Genomic DNA, 17,516 nt, shown 5'->3' with positions numbered 1-17,516 from the left:
AATATAATGTAGTATGAAAGATATTCGAATCGCTTTGTTGGATATGAACAACAATCAGGTAAATCAAGGTTTTAAAAATATTAAAGAAATTTCCGAAGCCTTCCAACAAAGCTCTGAAGAAAATGTAAGCATCAAAACTTTTGATGTAAGATATAAAAATGAAATGCCCAATATCGAAGATTTTGATATTTTTATTTCTTCGGGAGGGCCGGGAAATCCGCACAGGGAAGGTCATGAGTGGGAAGATAAATTTGCAGGTTTTTTGGATCAGGTTTTTGAGCACAACAAGTATAATGAAGATAAAAAATATTTGTTTCTCATCTGCCATTCTTTCCAATTGGCGAGTATTCATTGGGAATTGGGAAATATCTGCAAAAGAAAATCTTATTCTTTCGGAGTGATGCCGATCCACAAAACAGAAGAAGGCGAACAGGAATTCTTGTTTAAAAATCTTCCGGATCCCTTCTATGCCGTAGATTCCAGGGCTTATCAGTTTATTGAGCCTAACCATGATCGTTTTGAAGAATTGGGAATGAAAATCGTAGCGATTGAAAAGTTCCGTCCACATATTAATTTGGAAAGAGCGGTGATGGCCATCCGTTTTTCGGAAGAGATTTTCGGAACACAATTCCATCCTGAAGCCAATCCTGCGGGGATGGTTGAGAGCTTGAAAGACGAAAAATATAAAACAGCCATGATTGAAAATTATGGTATGGAAAAATATCTTGAAACCGTTGATAGAATGGATGATGAAGACAAAATTATTTTGACTCAGGCTCAGATTCTGCCAAGATTTTTAAGGTTTGCAAAAAAAAACGTTTTGAAGCAGGTAGAGGCGATGGTTTAAAATAACATAGATGCTCTTCCAGAATACAACTCTAGACTCAGCGTGAGAACGTTATAAATTGACCGCTAATAAAACAGTTAGTATTTGAGATGTCATGCTGAGCTCCATCGAAGCATCTTGACCAGAAACCATCTCAAAATATTTAAAAAGAAAAATAGTAATACAGAAAATCGGGCAACAATTGTCCGATTTTTTAAAATCACAAAAAAGAAAAAGAATATGATTTCAAAATACAGAAAGCAGTTTAATCAGGAATTTTCACAGGAAAAATATGAACGTTTCAAAGAAATTTTAAAAGAAAAAAGCGGTCTTGAACCAGCATTCAGAATTTCTGAAAGTCCTCTTTTTTTATCCAAAGAATTCGAACATAAACTGCTTGATGCAAGCGAAAGTATTATCGATCAGATCAAAGCTTTGCCTGCAGAAACCTTACAAAAAGCCATCCCGGACAATTGCCGGGTTCCGAATGATACCGGCAAACCTCATTTTTTCACGATAGATTTCGGAGTATGTAAAAATGAAAACGGCGAAATAGAACCTCAACTTATCGAATTGCAGGCCTTTCCCTCGCTGTATGCTTTTCAAAAGGTTTTTGAAGATACATTCTGTGAAATCTACCCTTTCTTAACGGAGATTAAGAATAAAATGCCTCATGAAGAGTTTAAAAATTACATGAAAGAACTGATTATCGGTAATGAAAATCTCGAAAACGTTATTTTGTTGGAAATTTATCCCGAAAAACAAAAAACAGTCATTGATTTTATTCTAACTGAAAAGTTATTGGGTATAAAAACGGTTTGTCTGACAAAAATTAAAAAAGAAGGCAAAAAATTGTTCTATGAAAATAATGGAAAATTAACGGAGATTAAAAGGATTTATAACCGTGTCATTTTCGATGAGCTCGACCGGATTCCGGATCTTAAAACTGAGCTCGATTTCCGTGAAGATATTGACGTAAAATGGATTACGCATCCGAATTGGTTTTTTAAAATTTCTAAATTTTTATTGCCTCTTTTGCAACATCAGTTTGTTCCGAAAAGCTATTTTCTACACGAATTTCCGGACAGTGAAAACCTCGAAAATTTTGTTTTGAAACCTTTGTTTTCTTTTGCAGGAAGCGGAGTTAATCTAAATCCTACCAAAGAAATTACTGATGCAATTGAGGACAAGGAAAATTATATTTTACAAAGGAAAGTCAATTACGAACCGATTTTTGAAGATATTAATGGAGAATTTTCAAAAGCAGAGATCCGTTTGTTATATATTTGGCGCGAAAATGATGAACGCCCTATCCTACTCGAAAATCTTGGAAGAATGACGAAAGCCGCAATGGTAAATGTAGATTTTAACAAGAAAGATGCGATCTGGATTGGAAGTTCTAATGCGTTTTTTGTGGAGGAGTGATTTTAAAAAAAACATAATAAATGGATGCTTCGACTCCGCTCAGCATGACATCTCTAATACTAACTGTTTTATTAGTTAGCGGTTAATTTGTAGCGTTGTCATGCTGAGCTCCGTCGAAGCATCTCAAACTGGATTGGAATATAAAACAAAACCTTCGAAAAATTCCGAAGGTTTTTATTTTGAATGAGTTTTCGGCGGCATCTTCGATGCCGCCGAAAACTTTAAACATTATATCTTTACACTTTATCATCCTCAAGCAATTCCCTCGCCTGATATTCCTGAACAAGATCAATAGCATTGGAAATTACGTCACTTAAAGCCGTGATGAAAGTTCCTTCTTCCGCCATTCCCATCGCATGCTTCAGGGCTTCGATTTCTTTAGGAATAATCTCATAGCTTACGTCTTTTCCGGCAGATTGCAGTCCTTCGATGATTAATCCGTTAATTTCTTCTTCTTTTCTTCCACGAAGATGTTTCTCATTCCTGATGATGATGTGATCGAACATCCTTCCTGCAATTTTCCCGCATTCCCGGATATCGCTGTCACGTCTGTCACCAACGCCGGAAATAATCCCGATTTTCTTATTGGCTTCTACGTTTTTCAGATAATCTTCAATCGCTTCGTAACCCGATGGATTGTGTGCAAAATCAATTAACACCTTGAAATTTTTAAACTTAAAAACATTCAGCCTTCCCGGAGTCAGCTGAGCACTTGGAATGAATGTTCGCAGAGAATTTGAAATATCTTCAATTCCAAAACCATACAGATAAGAAGCCAAACTCGCCGCTAAGACATTTTCAATCATAAACTTAGCCTTCCCTTCCATGGTGATCGGAAAATCTTTTGCCTTCCCGATTCTTATCTTCCAGTCTCCTTTTTTAATCGTGACAAAACCTTCTTCGTATACACAGGTAATTTTTCCCTCTTTCGCAAACTTCAGCATGTGAGGATTGTTTTCATTCATACTGAAAATCGCAACATTGCTGTCAAGATCATTTACAATTTTCATTGAATATTCATTGTCAGCATTCAAGACACTCCAGCCGTTTTTCTTTACACTGTCGAGAATTACCCTTTTTACGCGCGTAAGATCTTTCAAACTGTGAATATCATTCATTCCCAGATGATCTTCTTCAATATTCGTTAAAACACCGATATCACATTGTGAAAAACCAAGTCCAGAGCGAAGAATTCCACCTCTTGCCGTTTCCAGAACGGCAAACTCTACCGTTGGGTCTTTAAGAATAAACTCCGCAGAAAGCGGTCCTGTGGTGTCCCCTTTTGTCAGCATCGTATTCTGGATATAAATTCCGTCTGAAGTGGTGAAACCTACTCGGTAACCGTTGCTTTTAACGATATGGGAAATTAATCTTGTCGTGGTTGTTTTTCCGTTTGTCCCTGTAACAGCGATGATCGGAATGGTGAAAGGTTTTCCTGGAGGATATAGCATATCTACTACCGGAGCGGCTACGTTTCTAGGCAATCCTTCACTCGGAGCCAAGTGCATTCTGAAACCGGGAGCTGCATTCACTTCAATGATGGCACCTCCACTTTCTTTTAAAGGCTGGGTTAAATTTTCCGCCATGATATCAATTCCGCAAACATCGAGACCGATGATTTTCGAAATCCTTTCGGCCATCGTGATATTTTCCGGGTGAACCATGTCTGTAACGTCGATGGAAGTACCTCCCGTTGAAAGATTGGCCGTTGATTTTAAATAAACAACTTCCCCTTTTTGAGGAACCGTTTCTAAAGTATAGTGAAGTTTTTCGAGAAGTTCTGTGGTATCTTTATCGATTTCTATTTCAGTTAAAACATTTTCATGTCCGTACCCTCTTCTCGGATCTTTATTTTCTTTTTCAATTAATTGCTGAAGGCTCAGTTCGCCATCACCGACAACATGGGCAGGAACTCTTCTCGCTGCTGCCACCATTTTATTATTAATCACCAAAACCCTGAAATCATATCCCGTAATAAATTTCTCAATGATAACTTTTCTGGAATATTTCTGAGCATGATGGAAACCTATTTTTGCTGCTTCCCAGTCATTTACATTAATTGACGAACCTTTCCCATGATTTCCGTCCAAAGGCTTTAAAACAATCGGGTAACCAATTTTTTTGATGACTTTATCCAACTCTTCTTCTTCAGTAATTAATTCTCCGATCGGAACAGGAATGGCGGCGTCATGCAGCATTCTCTTGGTTAATTCTTTATTACAGGCAATATCTACCGCAATTGAGCTCGTTTTCCCTGTAATCGTCGCCTGAAATCTCTGCTGATTCACGCCATAACCAAGCTGAACCAAAGAGTTCGTTCCCAATCTTATCCATGGGATTTTTCTGGAAACCGCTTCCTCAACAATACTTCCCGTTGAAGGCCCTAAACGTACCTTTTCTCTGATTTCTTTTAATTTCTGAATACAGGCATTCAAGTCATATTCTTCTCCATTCGTAAGTGCTTCTGCGATTTTTACGGCTTGTTCTGCGGCGTAAATTCCTGCATTTTCTTCGATATAATTAAATACTACATTATAAATTCCCGGAGTTTTTGTTTCGCGTGTTCTCCCAAAACCTACATCCATCCCTGCTAAAGTCTGAATTTCCAAGGCAATATGCTCGATGACATGTCCCATCCACGTTCCTGTTTCTACACGGTGGAAAAATCCTCCTTCTACGCCTTCTGAACATCTGTGAGTATATAAGGAAGGAATGAGTTTTTCTATTCTTTCCCGGAACCCCTCAATTTTATTGGTAGGAAAGTTTTCCATCTCTTCAAGATCCAATCTCATCTGAATCAGCTTCTTTCGTCTGATACTCCAAATATTCGGGCCGCGTAATGCCTGTATCTTCTCAATTTTCATAGTCTATTTGTATTTTTAACAGTCAAAAATAACTCCATTTAAAATCAAAGATAATGTAAAACCCTAAACAATACTATACCACACTTAAAGATTTGTCAAAAAAGAGATAAAATTAATTAACAAATCTAAAAAGCTCAAAATCAATTAAAATGTGGCATGAATTTCGCCAAATGTTAATTATTTTTTAAATTTGCACATATGATGAAACCCGTTGGAAAATTAATTGTAATCGGGGGAGCCGTAAACAAAGGTAGTTTTACGGAAACCGATTTTGACCAGAATATAGAGAAAAATCTCAACTTTTTTGAAAGAGGAATTTTAAGAAAGATCATCAACGAATCCAAAAATAAAGAAGATTCTGTGATCGAAATTATCACAACAGCCTCGCAAATCCCACAAATTGTAGGTACAGAATACAAAAAAGCATTCGAATTTCTTGGTGCCAAAAATGTCAATATTTTGGATATTCACAACCGTGAAGAAGCTAATTCTGACGCTATGGTTGCCAGAGCCAATGCCGCAGATGTAGTGATGTTTACAGGTGGTGATCAGTTGAGATTAACATCAATTCTTGGCGGAACAAGATTTCACGATACCATTTTATTAAAATATCAGGAGCAGGATTTTATCTACTCCGGAACTTCTGCGGGCGCCGCTGCCGCTTCTGAAAATATGATTTATCAGGGAAGCAGCTCTGAAGCCTTGCTGAAGGGTGAAATAAAAACCACACAAGGTTTAGGATTAATCGACAATGTCATTATCGATACTCACTTCGTTCAGAGAGGCAGAATCGGGAGGCTTTTTCAGGCCGTTGTCAACAATCCGAGGACGCTGGGAATCGGTTTGGGAGAAGATACCGGACTTTTCATCCACAATGATGTGATGACGGCTGTCGGTTCCGGGCTTGTTATTTTGGTGGATGGAAGGTTTATCAAAGACACCAATCTTACCAATATCAATTTGGGCGAGCCGATTTCGATTGATAATTTAACGGTTCATGTAATGTCGATGAATGATCATTATGATTTAATTACCAAGACATTAACGATTGAAAATTCACAATTTAATCCGATTCCGCAGGATAGATAGGGGTTGTGGATACGAGTTTCGGATTTCCAGTTTTAACGATTGAATAAATATCCACAAAGTTTGTCATCCTGCAAGGATCTAGGCATAGTGTTAGAGAGTCGTATGTAAAGATTCGTGCTTAAATCCTTGCAGGATGACAAACTTTGTGGTGAATAAACTTATACGAACGAAAAAAAAGCGAAAATTAAGTCTTAAGTTTTGTCTAGCTTAATTTTTATATTAATTTTAAAAATTACCACATTGACAAGTCACCATTGACAAATACAACATTATGAAAGTAATCATCCACGGCGGATTTTTCTCGGAAAGCGATCAGAGCCACGAAGTAAAAGTTGCCAAACAAAATTCTTTAAAAAATATCGCCCAAAAAGCGTTTGAATATTTACAAAATAATTCAGCTTTTGACACGGTTGCGTATGCCGTTTCTTTGTTGGAAAATGATGAATTGTACAATGCCGGTATCGGTTCGCAGATCCAAAGTGACGGAGTGATCAGGATGAGCGCTGCCATTATGGATGGTGAAACTCAGAAGTTGAGTGGAGTCATCAATATTCAGGATGTGAAAAATCCGATTTTCGTTGCGAAAGAGCTGATGAAAGAAGATGACAGGGTCTTGGGCGGAAATGGAGCAAAAAAATATGCAAATGAGCATGGTTTTGAAAATTTTTCAACTGAAATCCCTCAAAGAAGAAAAGAGTATGAAGCAAAATTGAATAATGGCGGAAAAGGAACTGTTGGCTGTGTAGCGATTGATAAAAATAGCAAACTGGCCGTTGCTACTTCCACCGGAGGAAAAGGTTTTGAAATTCCGGGAAGAATCTCTGATTCTGCCACCGTAGCCGGAAATTATGCCAATTCTTTTTGTGCCGTAAGCTGCACAGGCGTTGGTGAAGATATTGTAAGCAATGCCACTGCAACAAAAATCGTCACAAGAGTCACCGACGGAATGTCTCTTGAAAAAGCTTTCACCAAAACTTTTGAAGAATTAAAAACAATCGACGGGTTCGCAGGTGCCATTGCCATTGATAAAAATGGAAATATTTATCATCAGGATTCGTATCCTACTATGGTTTTCGCAAGTTTTGATGGAGAAAATTTTGAAGTTTTCAATTAATTTTAACATTAATTTATAATTCCATTCAATTTTTTGGCACACATTTTACATGATTACTACTATAGAACTTTAATATTAATCACTTAAAAAATAGAAATCATGGGAAATAAAACGAAAGGCTTATTAGCACTACTAGGATTAGGAGCTTTGGCATATTGGAAATATAAAAATTCTTCTCCTGAGGAACAACAAGCTGTAAAAGACAAGATCAACAATGCAAAAGATAATCTGAATAAATGGGGAAATGATCTGAAAGATAAAGCCAATAATGTTGCTTCCCAGGTTCAGGAAAAAGTAGACGGAATGAAGGAAAAAGCAGAGGAAACGGTTAATCAGAACTAGTTTATTTTAGCATTCATATATAAAAAAAGTCATCGTAATATGAAACTACGATGACTTTTTTTGTGTTTCCAGGGCAAAAACAAGGGGTATTTTGTTGCCGAATTTCGGAATTCTCCATTTTCCTTTTTCAAATTCTTCCACATGTTTAAAGCATGGATACGGCGACCAATTGTATTCTTTAAATTTTTCTATACAAATATCATTTTCAATTAAATTCTGAAGAACCTCTTCCAAAGAATGATTCCACATTACATAGTCCTGAACAATGTCTGCAGATGTATCGGCATAAGTTCCTTCGTAGGTTTCTACAATTGGTTTTTCGTTAAAATAATTGTACTTCACTTCTTCAAAATCATCATCAAACATCCAGACAACAGGGTGAAATTCTGCCATGATAAATTTTCCATCGGGTTTAAGAAAATGATTGATAATTTTCGCCCATTCATTAAGATCCGGAAGCCAGCCTATAGTTCCGTAACTTGTAAAAACTACGTCAAATTTTTCATCCAAAACATTCGGAAGATTATAGAGATCCGTACAAATAAATTGAGTATCTGTTCCTGTTTTTAGAGCTAAATCTCTCGCGGTTTCAATCGCTTTATCAGACAAATCAATTCCGGTGACTTTGGCTCCTAACCTCGACAGTGAGATCGAATCCTGACCAAAATGACACTGCAAATGCAGAATAGTTTTATCTTTTACATCTCCCAAAAGCTCCAATTCAATAGAGTTGAGAGAAGTTCTTCCTTTTAGAAACTCATCCACAAAATAGAAATCCGACTTCAGGTGCGGCTCTACTTTGGCATTCCAGGAATTCTTGTTTATTTCTAAATAATTTTCCATTAGTTTTTAGTTTAATTAAAGTTTTTCAAGCAGTTTCTTCTTCTGTTCAGAAAATTCTTCTTCGGTCAGAATTCCGCTTTCTTTCAATCTTCCCAATTGTTCCAACTGATCTAAAACGGTTGGCTCTTTTGCTGCCTGAAAATATTCTTTGGGACGAGACATGAAATCTCTTGTTTTTTCACAAAATAATTCGGCATAATATTTCCCTACTCCGTCGATTTCAACAATATTATCCGACGTCTGGATGTCTATCGATGCCAACATCAGCTCTTTTTCGTATTGGATAGAGCTTATTTTATCGTAAGAAAAATCTTCAACTTTTAGTCCGTAAAAGAACTCTTTATCAACAAAAATCAACCTTCTGTCGGTGGCCACCAAAATAATATGATGATTGGTAAGTTTATTCCTCCCCTCGACCAGATACACAATTTTTTCGTCTTCGGAAAGGACTTCCGGCAGGGCACGAATTTCCTTTCTGGCAAAAATTGTGGGATTAATATCTAGTTTTTCCAGTTCGTCTTTTATTTCGTCAAGTCTTGATTTTTCGCTCATCGTAATCGTTTATGAGCCTAAATTACTATTTCTTCACGAATAATTTAATTCAATTTTAAAAATTTTAAGACGGAATGACGATCGAAGTATACAGGCTGTACACATTCCAGCCCAACGACTGGTATAATGCTTTACCATCTTCTGTTGCTACCAGAAAGTTGTGTGTAATACCTTTTGATAAAGCAATTTTTTCAAGTTCTTTCATTAAAAATGTAGCCAGCCCTTTTCTCCTGTGATCGGCTTCCGTTGAAATTCTATCATAGATGGCAAGGTTATCGACAAGAACTACCCGTCCAATGGATGCAGGCTCTCCATTTTCAGTAAGAATTTTAATAACAAAAGTAGAATTATAATTCTCAAATTCCATTTTATATCCCTTATGTAAAGTAACTTCGATAATGTTCATCCGATGAAAACAGGACATCATGTAACCTTGCGGTTGAAGTTGCCATCTTTCAGGTATTTTATTTTTAAGATCATCAAAAGAAGTGCAGACTTTCAGGAAAACCCAAGGCTCATGAATTGATTGTGCCAATTGAAAAAAATCTGTATTAGCTTCTGCAAAAATATAACGTGATTTTTGTTTTTCGTCACCGACATCAACTTTAAAGCCTGATTTGTAAGTAACCGGTAAAGGAAGATTCCTTGATAAAGACCAGCCTTTCAGCCACTTTTCAATAATATCTTTGGAAATATTTTTACTCATTTTTTAATAACTTAGAAAATCATTCAGCTATAGAAAAGTCAATAAATATCCCATTCCTGAGCCCGCCAAAACAATTAATGCACTATTTATTTTTTTGTATCCAAAACTTAGAACAATGCAAACAACAGCAATAAGACTTGTGCGCCAATCTGTAATGGTATCCATCCCCATGTGGATGCAAACGGCTATAATAATGGCAACGGAAGCAACATTGACAGCATCCAAAAAAATTGAAAATATTTTTGAATTCCTCATTTTTTTCACCAAAGGATTCAACAATGCCACAAACAGAAATGACGGCAAGAAAATTCCGATAGTTGATACTACAGCGCCTGTAAATCCGTTGATTTGATATCCAATAAAAGTCACCGAAGAAAAAACAGGTCCGGGTGTAAATTGTCCGACTGCGATAGCATCAATCAGCTGTTTTCTTGAGATTAATCCTTCAGACACTAGTTCTGCATCCAAAAATGCAAACAATACGTATCCACTTCCATACAAAATTGCACCAACTTTAAGGAAAATCAGGAAAAGCTTGATATTTGCGGCTGATAAAATATCGTTTCCCGAATGCTGCAAACTAATGACAGGAATTAAATTCTTTAAACCCTCTGAATTTTTATTTTGTATAAAAAATATCAAAACCGCCAGAATTCCTGTTCCAAAAAGCAGAAAAATTTCATTGTACTGTAATAATAAGCCTACCAATACTATTATTCCCAATATTGCCAGTTTTACAGACTTTACCGATTTTTTAGCTAAAGGAAAAATAGCTCCAAGAATAACGGCGATAATGGCAGGTTTAATACCATATATAAATGGCTGAACCTCCGGCAACAAACCATATTCTTTATACAGCCACGCAAAAATACCTGTAATAAAAACTGCAGGAAAAATAAAACAAATTCCTGCAATTAATAATCCTTTCCAGCCTGCTTTTTCACGTCCGATATGGATGGCCATTTCGGTACTGTTGGGTCCGGGAATCAGGTTAGTAGCTCCGATTAAGTCAAGAAAATGTTGTTGAGTCAGCCATTTTCTTTTGGTAACAACCTCCTCCTGCATCATAGAAATATGTGCGGCAGGACCTCCAAAACCTATGATTCCCAGTTTGAGAAAAAGCCTGGCAATTTCTTTCAAGTCTTCTGTATTCTTCATGGTATTACAGAATTCCTAGCATGTATTTAGTTATTCAAAAATTCTTCCAGAGAAACCGTTTTCTGTTCTCCGGCTTCAAGGTCTTTGTAAGTTACTTTTTTGTTTTTTATTTCTTCTTCTCCCAAGAAAACAAGGTTTTTAATTCCTTTTTTCTCTGCGTAGGTGAACTGTTTTCCCAACTTTGCATTTTCAGGATAAATTTCTGCGGAAATCCCTTTTTCCCTTAATTGTTTAATTAATTTTAAAGCTTCCAGCATTTCATCACCTCCAAAATTGGCAAATAAATATTCTACTTTTGAAGTCGCTTCTTCAGGGAAAAGTCCTAATTCTTCAATGACAAGATAAATTCTGTCCAGACCGAAAGAAATACCGATTCCAGGAATATTTTTTACCCCGAAAACTTCCGTAAGGTTGTCATATCTGCCGCCACCGCCGATGGAACCCATCTGAACTTCATCAGCTTTTACCTCGAAAATCGCTCCGGTATAATAATCAAGTCCTCTCGCCAATGTAATGTCGAAAACAAGATTCTGGATATCAACCCCCAAATTCAAAGATTGGGTAATAACGAATTCCAGTTCCTCAACTCCTTTTAAGCCGATTTCGTTTCCTGTAAATTTCTCTTTTAACTGAAGAAGATTTTCCAAAGCATCGTCAGATTGAGTAAATAAGAAATCCAGCTTATCGATTGATTCCTGGGAAATTCCTCTTTCCAGAAGTTCTTTTACAACACCGTCTTTCCCTATTTTGTCTAATTTGTCAAGAGCAACTGTAAAATCAATCAATTTATCTGTAATTCCCGCATACTCTGCCAAACCTGAAAGAATTTTTCTGTTGTTGATGTGAATCGTCACGGAAACTTTTAAATCTGAAAATGATTTTAGATATAATTGAATCAGTTCGACTTCCTGCAGAAGACTTTCGCTTCCTACAACATCTGCATCACATTGATAAAACTCTCTGAATCTCCCTTTCTGAGGACGATCTGCTCTCCAAACCGGCTGAATTTGGTAACGTTTGTAAGGAAAAGTCAATTGGCCATGATTCATCGCTACAAATCTTGCAAAAGGCACGGTAAGGTCATAACGAAGGGCTTTATCTGAAATCTGGGAAGTCAATTTCTGATGATTTTTATTTTCCCAGTCTTCCTGATTTACTTTTGAAGTATAATCTCCTGAATTTAAAATCTTAAAAATCAAGCGATCTCCTTCTTCTCCGTACTTCCCTGTCAATGTCGAAAGGTTTTCAAAGCTCGGTGTTTCCAATGGCTGGAATCCGAATAACTCGAAATTTTTCTGTAAAGTATTGATGATATATCTTCTTCTTGCAACTTCCAGTGCTGTAAAATCTCTCGTCCCTTTTGCTAAACTTGGCTTCATTTTATAATTGATAAATGATGATTAATATTATAAGTCTTGCAAAAATAAGGAATTGAACGGACTTTTCCGTTAAATCAAAAAGCTGAAGAAGCAATCTTTCTCCAGCTTAGGATTTTTATTCATTATTTGTGTTTATTCATGAAAAATCAAATACTATCCAGAATTTCTAGAATCTCTTCGCCATAATTTTCAATTTTGTGTTTTCCGAAACCTTTAATATCACGCAATTCTTCCTTTTTTGCAGGTTTATATTTTGCCACAGACATCAGTTCTTTATTGGTTGCGATAAAATACGACGGTAAATTCTGTTCTTTAGCTTTCTCTGATCTCCATTCCTTTAGTGCATATAAAATCTTTTCTTCATCGGCATTTAGTGTCTCAATTTCTGCAGAATATTTTGCTGTTTTCGGATCTTTCACTGTGTTTTGCACAATTTTCAACTCATCAAAATACAAGACTACAGACCAGTAATTTTCATCCTGTACAAAAGCGGTTTCCACTTTTATAATATCGTTCGATTCCAGGAAAGAATCCAGCGTTTTTTGATCTTCATAAAGAAATTCCTCAGGTAATCTTATTTTAAAAACTTTTACTTTCATCATTTGTGTTTTTAGAATTATTTACTTCCCAAAAGCAGAATTTCATCCACTCGAATCTCTGTGATATATCTTTTCACGCCATCTTTGTCATCGTACGATCTGTATGTTAATTTCCCTTCGACAGCAATTTCTTTTCCTTTTGTTACATATTTTTGAAAAATCTCCGCCGTTTTCCCAAAAGCCACCAGATTGTGCCATTGTGTTTCCTCTACTTTCTCGCCTTTAGCATTGGTGTAGTGATCGCTCGTTGCCAAAGATACGCTTGCTTTTACGTTTCCGCTTTCGAAGCTCATCATTTCTACTTCTTTTCCTGTGTAACCGATTAATGTTACTTTGTTTCTTAGTGACATAATTTTATTTTTTAAAGATTAATAATATTAGATAAGAGACGCTCACTGTTTTCTCAAATCTCTGTTGCAAAGATTGTTGAAAACGAAAACACAAGTCGGTATAAAACTATTTAAATTCATTTGTAGTCGTTTGCAAACGGATAATTTTGTATCTTTGGTAAAAGATAAATATGAAAGGGAAAATTACATTATTTGAATTTCCGTTTAATCTGGGACTCACAAAAAAAGAGCACGAGATAGAGCCGGGCGTAAGAAAGCTTCCAGACTGGCTCAAGAAATTAGGATTTCACGAAAGAATTTCTCCTGAACATATTTACAGGCTGGAATCTCCCGCTTATGCAATGAATTTTGATCAAGAAACAGGTGTAAAAAATCCGGAGCAAATTGTTGAATATGCCAAAAAACAATCTGAACTTATCCTTAAAAATTCAGATAAAAATACTTTCAACATTATTCTCGGTGGCGATTGCAGTATTCTTATAGGCACAGCAATTGCATTGAAAAAACTGGGAAGTTTCGGACTTTTTTATCTTGACGGGCACACCGATTATATTCCAGCCAGACTTTCGCCCAGTGGCGGTGCTGCCGGAATGGATCTCGCCATTGTCTGTGGATTGGGACATGAAAAACTGACGAATATTGACAATCAAAAACCTTATTTCCTGGCAGAAAATGTTTTCTGCGTAGGCAATGCGGAAACTGATGATGAAGAATATGTCGGAGAAATTATTAATTCTAAAATCAATTATTTTGATTTATATAAAGTAAGAAAAAATGGTTTTAGAAAAACTTCAGAAGACTTTTTAGCATTAATTAACGAAAAAAATTTAGACGGCTTCTTTATCCATTTTGATGTCGATGTTTTAAATGATAAAATAATGCCCTGTGTCGACAGCCGAATGGAGGATGGAATCGATTATGACAATCTGAAAGAAATTCTACAACCTTTGATTCATAACGAAAAATGTTTCGGAATTGAAATCACTATCCTTGATCCGGATTATGACCCAAATGGTGAATATACTTTACCTTTTATAGAAAATTTAATTAAAATTATAAACAACGAAGATTAATACATGAAGAAGACATTAAAAAGAACGTTCAGGGTTTCTAAATATGTAATTTACAAGGAAACACTGGTAGATTATAAAGAACATTTCTGGTCGTTTCTGGGAGCGTTTTTCGGAATCGGAATCATTGCTTTTATCCAGTCTCATACGCTTTCTGCAACAGAAAATATCTTTCTGATCGGTTCTTTTGGAGCCTCAAGTGTGTTGATCTACGGAGCCATCCAAAGTCCGCTGGCACAACCCCGAAATTTGGTGGGAGGACACGTAATTTCAGCATTGGTGGGAGTTACCGTTTATAAAATTGTCCCTGATATTATTTGGCTTTCTGCGCCTTTAGCTGTAGCTTTTTCTATTGTTTTAATGCAATACACGAAAACTTTACACCCTCCCGGCGGCGCAACCGCTCTGATTGCAGTGAGCTCAACAGGGAAAATCCCGGAGCTGGGTTACTGGTACGTTGTTTCGCCAGTTCTCACCGGATGTATCATCCTTTTAATTGCTGCATTATTTTTCAACAATATTACCTCAAACAGAAGTTATCCTACCCATAACAGGTTGAAAAGATTATTGAAGAAAAAACATGCACATCCGCACAAAATGAAAAAGTAAAAAATTATGAATTGTCTCGAATGTGGCGAAAAAATTATGGGCAGGTCAGATAAAAAATTCTGCAACGATGCCTGCCGAAACGCCTACAACAATAAGCAGAATAAGGATTCTAACAATCTGATGCGAAATATCAACAACAAACTTCGCAAAAACTACAGAATTCTGGTAGAAGTAAACATCGACGGTAAAACGAAAATTGCAAAATCCAAGCTGGATGGTTTAGGTTTTGATTTTGATTTCTTTACAAATCTGAAAGTTTATAAAAACGGATCTGAATACAAATTTATTTATGATTACGGTTATAAAATGTTGGATGACGATTTTGTTTTGATTGTAAAAAATAAAGCATAAAAACACAAATACTTAAAACTATTCACATGAAAGAAATTGTCCTGATCACCGGCGCTGGTGGAATGATTGCCCGGGAGCTCTCCAAAAGGCTTGAAAAAGACTATACTGTACGGTTTCTGACCCGAAAAAAACAGCACAGCAACGAGTTTGAATGGGATGTCAGAAAAGGAACAATTGACGAAGCAGTTTTAGAAAATGTTTCCCATGTCATTCATCTTGCAGGAGCCAATATCTCTGAAAAACGCTGGACAACAGAGCGAAAAGAGGAACTGATTTCAAGTCGTGTAGATTCGGCTCAATTGATTTTAAAAACTTTACGTAAAAAGAAAATTAAGTTAAAATCGTTCATTACAGCATCAGGAATAAATTACTATGGAACTAAAACAACTGATACAATTTTTACCGAAAAAGACGCTCCGGGAAATGATTTTTTGAGTGAAGTGGTTGTTCTTTGGGAAAGAGCCGCCGATAATTTTAAAGAACAGAATCTGGCAGAACGAGTGGTAAAAATCCGAACTGCAGTCGTGCTTTCGGAAAAAGACGGCGCATTAAAAAAAATGATTCCGACCATAAAAATGGGAATTGGTTCTCCATTGGGAAGCGGAAAACAGTTTATGCCGTGGGTTCATATTAAAGATATTTGTTCGATTTACGAATTTGCTTTAAAAAATTCAGACTTGGATGGAGCTTATAATGCTACGGCTCCAGAGCATATTACTAATGAAGATTTAACGAAAAATATTGCGAAAATACTAAGGAAACCTTTATTTATGCCTAATGTTCCACGATTTGTTTTAAAGCTTATCTTTGGAGAGTTGGCAGATGCGTTGCTGGAAGGGTCAAGAGCTTCTTCACAGAAAATTCAGGATGCGGGTTTTCAGTTTGAATTTCCCCGTCTGGAAATGGCGTTGGAAGATTTACTTAAAAACAATTAATGATTAATGATTTACTCCACCATATTATTTAAATAAAAATTTATAATGCAAAATCCCAAAATAGATATATTAAATACCGAAATCTTATCAGACAATTGGTATACCTTAAAAAAAGTAACTTTTAACCTCATAAAAAAAGACGGAACGACCGAAAAACAAAGCCGTGAAGCTTATGACAGAGGAAATGGAGCCGTCATTTTACTTTATAACACCACTTCCAATACAGTAATTTTGACCCGCCAATTCCGGTTACCGACTTTCATCAACGGAAATCCAAGCGGAATGATGATCGAAGCCTGTGCCGGATTACTCGACAACGACAACCCCGAAGAGTGCATCAAAAGGGAAACGGAAGAAGAAACCGGATACAAAATTTCGAAGGTTGAAAAGATTTTTGAAGCCTATATGTCGCCGGGCTCTGTGACGGAAATTCTTCACTTTTTCATCGCAGAATATTCTACGGAAATGAAAGTCGCAAATGGCGGCGGACTCGCAGAAGAAGGCGAAAACATTGAAGTTCTGGAACTTCCTTTCGATGAGGCGCTTTCAATGATCGACAAAGGTGACATTAAAGATGCAAAAACCATTATGCTGCTTCAATACATCCGAATTAAAAATATTTTATAAAACTCTTAAACCTATTTATGTTAAAGCACTTTATTTTACCACGATTGGCAAGTGCTTTGCTGGAAAATTATATTAAATCAATATCCTTATGAAACTTCTATTTTCTTTGAGTCTTTCTTTACTGCTGTCTATCAATGTTTTTGGGCAAAAAACTGAAAAACCTACATCAAAAGATAAAGCTGCAATAGAACATTTTAAGAATGATTACAAAAAGAAAAATTATAAAAAATTTAGCGGAAATATCAGTGTAAAAGACAATCAGGTGTTGTTTGACACTAAGATTATTTACTATGATAAATCTGATAAAATCACAAAATTAATCTTACAGGAAGGTTTGGTTTATCCTCAACTTCTCACTGATTTTCAGATTGATAAATTTGAAAATGAGGACAGCGACAGAACCCAGAAAAGATTTGTACGCCTTCAGAAAAACTGGAAAGATTCTTTCGAAGTAAATAATATTAAGCTAAGCAACGCTTCTGAGTTATTATTTTTAAGTTCAGACGTAAAAGTAAAAAGATTTAAAATTTCCTGCAAAGACCCTAAATTCCCAAATATCATGGTCTATTATTTTGAACTGACCGATAAAAATGCAACAGACAAAACTCCGCTTGAAGAGTTTATTAAAAATTCTAAATTGACTTATATTTACCAGAAGACGGAGTAAAAAAATTTTA

The 17,516-nt window shown here is 36.1% G+C and carries 19 protein-coding genes; 11 read left to right on the top strand and 8 right to left on the bottom strand.

Translation table 11 applies throughout. From position 1 onward, the window contains the following. The first annotated feature begins 13 nt into the window (after positions 1–13). Positions 14–847, top strand: coding sequence for a type 1 glutamine amidotransferase (locus tag BMX24_RS05415; protein WP_089791031.1), 834 nt, complete (start codon positions 14–16; stop codon positions 845–847). Positions 848–1,066: 219 nt separating this feature from the next. Then, complete coding sequence (locus tag BMX24_RS05410) at positions 1,067–2,251, top strand: ATP-grasp domain-containing protein (protein WP_089792765.1); 1,185 nt, start codon at positions 1,067–1,069, stop codon at positions 2,249–2,251. 236 nt (positions 2,252–2,487) lie between these two features. Here the strand turns inward: BMX24_RS05410 and cphA are convergent, their stop codons facing one another. Further along, complete coding sequence (gene cphA / locus BMX24_RS05405) at positions 2,488–5,115, bottom strand: cyanophycin synthetase (protein WP_089791030.1); 2,628 nt, start codon at positions 5,113–5,115, stop codon at positions 2,488–2,490. Positions 5,116–5,316: 201 nt separating this feature from the next. On the opposite strand from cphA, the gene BMX24_RS05400 reads away from it, so the two are divergent. The 3 genes from BMX24_RS05400 to BMX24_RS05390 all read left to right on the top strand — a co-directional run bounded on the left by BMX24_RS05400 (position 5,317) and on the right by BMX24_RS05390 (position 7,660). Continuing rightward, positions 5,317–6,204 (top strand): cyanophycinase, encoded by an 888-nt coding sequence (locus BMX24_RS05400; protein ID WP_089792763.1) that lies wholly within the window; start codon positions 5,317–5,319, stop codon positions 6,202–6,204. Positions 6,205–6,475: 271 nt separating this feature from the next. Beyond that, positions 6,476–7,318: an isoaspartyl peptidase/L-asparaginase gene (locus tag BMX24_RS05395; protein ID WP_089791029.1), complete on the top strand. Its 843-nt coding sequence runs from the start codon at positions 6,476–6,478 to the stop codon at positions 7,316–7,318. A gap of 99 nt (positions 7,319–7,417) precedes the next feature. Beyond that, positions 7,418–7,660, top strand: a complete 243-nt coding sequence (locus BMX24_RS05390; RefSeq protein WP_089791028.1) for a YtxH domain-containing protein — start codon at positions 7,418–7,420, stop codon at positions 7,658–7,660. A gap of 45 nt (positions 7,661–7,705) precedes the next feature. Here the strand turns inward: BMX24_RS05390 and BMX24_RS05385 are convergent, their stop codons facing one another. From BMX24_RS05385 to BMX24_RS05355, 7 genes are all read right to left on the bottom strand, one after another. Continuing rightward, positions 7,706–8,503 carry a class I SAM-dependent methyltransferase gene (locus BMX24_RS05385; RefSeq protein WP_089791027.1) on the bottom strand — a complete coding sequence of 266 codons (798 nt, stop codon included), beginning with the start codon at positions 8,501–8,503 and terminating at the stop codon, positions 7,706–7,708. Between the two features lie 15 nt (positions 8,504–8,518). Beyond that, positions 8,519–9,055, bottom strand: a complete 537-nt coding sequence (locus BMX24_RS05380) for a PH domain-containing protein (RefSeq protein ID WP_089791026.1) — start codon at positions 9,053–9,055, stop codon at positions 8,519–8,521. Positions 9,056–9,119: 64 nt separating this feature from the next. Beyond that, positions 9,120–9,761: a GNAT family N-acetyltransferase gene (locus BMX24_RS05375; RefSeq protein ID WP_089791025.1), complete on the bottom strand. Its 642-nt coding sequence runs from the start codon at positions 9,759–9,761 to the stop codon at positions 9,120–9,122. 27 nt (positions 9,762–9,788) lie between these two features. Beyond that, on the bottom strand, positions 9,789–10,919 hold the full coding sequence (chrA, locus tag BMX24_RS05370) for a chromate efflux transporter (protein WP_089791024.1): 1,131 nt from the start codon (positions 10,917–10,919) through the stop codon (positions 9,789–9,791). A gap of 26 nt (positions 10,920–10,945) precedes the next feature. Continuing rightward, positions 10,946–12,298 (bottom strand): histidine--tRNA ligase, encoded by a 1,353-nt coding sequence (hisS, locus tag BMX24_RS05365; protein WP_089791023.1) that lies wholly within the window; start codon positions 12,296–12,298, stop codon positions 10,946–10,948. Positions 12,299–12,444: 146 nt separating this feature from the next. Then, positions 12,445–12,900, bottom strand: coding sequence for an HRDC domain-containing protein (locus BMX24_RS05360; RefSeq protein WP_228404698.1), 456 nt, complete (start codon positions 12,898–12,900; stop codon positions 12,445–12,447). Between the two features lie 14 nt (positions 12,901–12,914). Then, complete coding sequence (locus BMX24_RS05355) at positions 12,915–13,247, bottom strand: single-stranded DNA-binding protein (RefSeq protein ID WP_089791021.1); 333 nt, start codon at positions 13,245–13,247, stop codon at positions 12,915–12,917. 170 nt (positions 13,248–13,417) lie between these two features. On the opposite strand from BMX24_RS05355, the gene BMX24_RS05350 reads away from it, so the two are divergent. From BMX24_RS05350 to BMX24_RS05325, 6 genes are all read left to right on the top strand, one after another. Continuing rightward, positions 13,418–14,320, top strand: coding sequence for an arginase family protein (locus tag BMX24_RS05350; protein WP_089791020.1), 903 nt, complete (start codon positions 13,418–13,420; stop codon positions 14,318–14,320). A 3-nt stretch (positions 14,321–14,323) separates the two neighbouring features. Continuing rightward, entirely contained in the window at positions 14,324–14,926 is a 603-nt protein-coding gene (locus BMX24_RS05345; protein WP_089791019.1) for an HPP family protein, read from the top strand. A gap of 6 nt (positions 14,927–14,932) precedes the next feature. Beyond that, a complete protein-coding gene (locus BMX24_RS05340; protein WP_089791018.1) occupies positions 14,933–15,277 on the top strand; it encodes a hypothetical protein in 345 nt (114 codons plus the stop codon). A 26-nt stretch (positions 15,278–15,303) separates the two neighbouring features. After that, a complete protein-coding gene (locus BMX24_RS05335) occupies positions 15,304–16,212 on the top strand; it encodes a TIGR01777 family oxidoreductase (protein ID WP_089791017.1) in 909 nt (302 codons plus the stop codon). 45 nt (positions 16,213–16,257) lie between these two features. Further along, positions 16,258–16,839 (top strand): GDP-mannose pyrophosphatase NudK, encoded by a 582-nt coding sequence (gene nudK, locus BMX24_RS05330; RefSeq protein WP_089791016.1) that lies wholly within the window; start codon positions 16,258–16,260, stop codon positions 16,837–16,839. 88 nt (positions 16,840–16,927) lie between these two features. Next, positions 16,928–17,506 carry a hypothetical protein gene (locus BMX24_RS05325; protein WP_089791015.1) on the top strand — a complete coding sequence of 193 codons (579 nt, stop codon included), beginning with the start codon at positions 16,928–16,930 and terminating at the stop codon, positions 17,504–17,506. Positions 17,507–17,516: the final 10 nt, after the last annotated feature.

The organism is Chryseobacterium wanjuense (assembly GCF_900111495.1).
Lineage (GTDB): Bacteria > Bacteroidota > Bacteroidia > Flavobacteriales > Weeksellaceae > Chryseobacterium > Chryseobacterium wanjuense.
Note: the sequence above shows the minus strand (reverse complement) of the source record. Positions and strands in the feature narration are given on the sequence as shown.

Coding starts and splice junctions, on each gene's coding strand:
- BMX24_RS05415 (WP_089791031.1), top strand. CDS start 14: ATGAAAGATATTCGAATCGCTTTGTTGGATATGAACAACAATCAGGTA.
- BMX24_RS05410 (WP_089792765.1), top strand. CDS start 1,067: ATGATTTCAAAATACAGAAAGCAGTTTAATCAGGAATTTTCACAGGAA.
- cphA (WP_089791030.1), bottom strand. CDS start 5,115: ATGAAAATTGAGAAGATACAGGCATTACGCGGCCCGAATATTTGGAGT.
- BMX24_RS05400 (WP_089792763.1), top strand. CDS start 5,317: ATGAAACCCGTTGGAAAATTAATTGTAATCGGGGGAGCCGTAAACAAA.
- BMX24_RS05395 (WP_089791029.1), top strand. CDS start 6,476: ATGAAAGTAATCATCCACGGCGGATTTTTCTCGGAAAGCGATCAGAGC.
- BMX24_RS05390 (WP_089791028.1), top strand. CDS start 7,418: ATGGGAAATAAAACGAAAGGCTTATTAGCACTACTAGGATTAGGAGCT.
- BMX24_RS05385 (WP_089791027.1), bottom strand. CDS start 8,503: ATGGAAAATTATTTAGAAATAAACAAGAATTCCTGGAATGCCAAAGTA.
- BMX24_RS05380 (WP_089791026.1), bottom strand. CDS start 9,055: ATGAGCGAAAAATCAAGACTTGACGAAATAAAAGACGAACTGGAAAAA.
- BMX24_RS05375 (WP_089791025.1), bottom strand. CDS start 9,761: ATGAGTAAAAATATTTCCAAAGATATTATTGAAAAGTGGCTGAAAGGC.
- chrA (WP_089791024.1), bottom strand. CDS start 10,919: ATGAAGAATACAGAAGACTTGAAAGAAATTGCCAGGCTTTTTCTCAAA.
- hisS (WP_089791023.1), bottom strand. CDS start 12,298: ATGAAGCCAAGTTTAGCAAAAGGGACGAGAGATTTTACAGCACTGGAA.
- BMX24_RS05360 (WP_228404698.1), bottom strand. CDS start 12,900: ATGATGAAAGTAAAAGTTTTTAAAATAAGATTACCTGAGGAATTTCTT.
- BMX24_RS05355 (WP_089791021.1), bottom strand. CDS start 13,247: ATGTCACTAAGAAACAAAGTAACATTAATCGGTTACACAGGAAAAGAA.
- BMX24_RS05350 (WP_089791020.1), top strand. CDS start 13,418: ATGAAAGGGAAAATTACATTATTTGAATTTCCGTTTAATCTGGGACTC.
- BMX24_RS05345 (WP_089791019.1), top strand. CDS start 14,324: ATGAAGAAGACATTAAAAAGAACGTTCAGGGTTTCTAAATATGTAATT.
- BMX24_RS05340 (WP_089791018.1), top strand. CDS start 14,933: ATGAATTGTCTCGAATGTGGCGAAAAAATTATGGGCAGGTCAGATAAA.
- BMX24_RS05335 (WP_089791017.1), top strand. CDS start 15,304: ATGAAAGAAATTGTCCTGATCACCGGCGCTGGTGGAATGATTGCCCGG.
- nudK (WP_089791016.1), top strand. CDS start 16,258: ATGCAAAATCCCAAAATAGATATATTAAATACCGAAATCTTATCAGAC.
- BMX24_RS05325 (WP_089791015.1), top strand. CDS start 16,928: ATGAAACTTCTATTTTCTTTGAGTCTTTCTTTACTGCTGTCTATCAAT.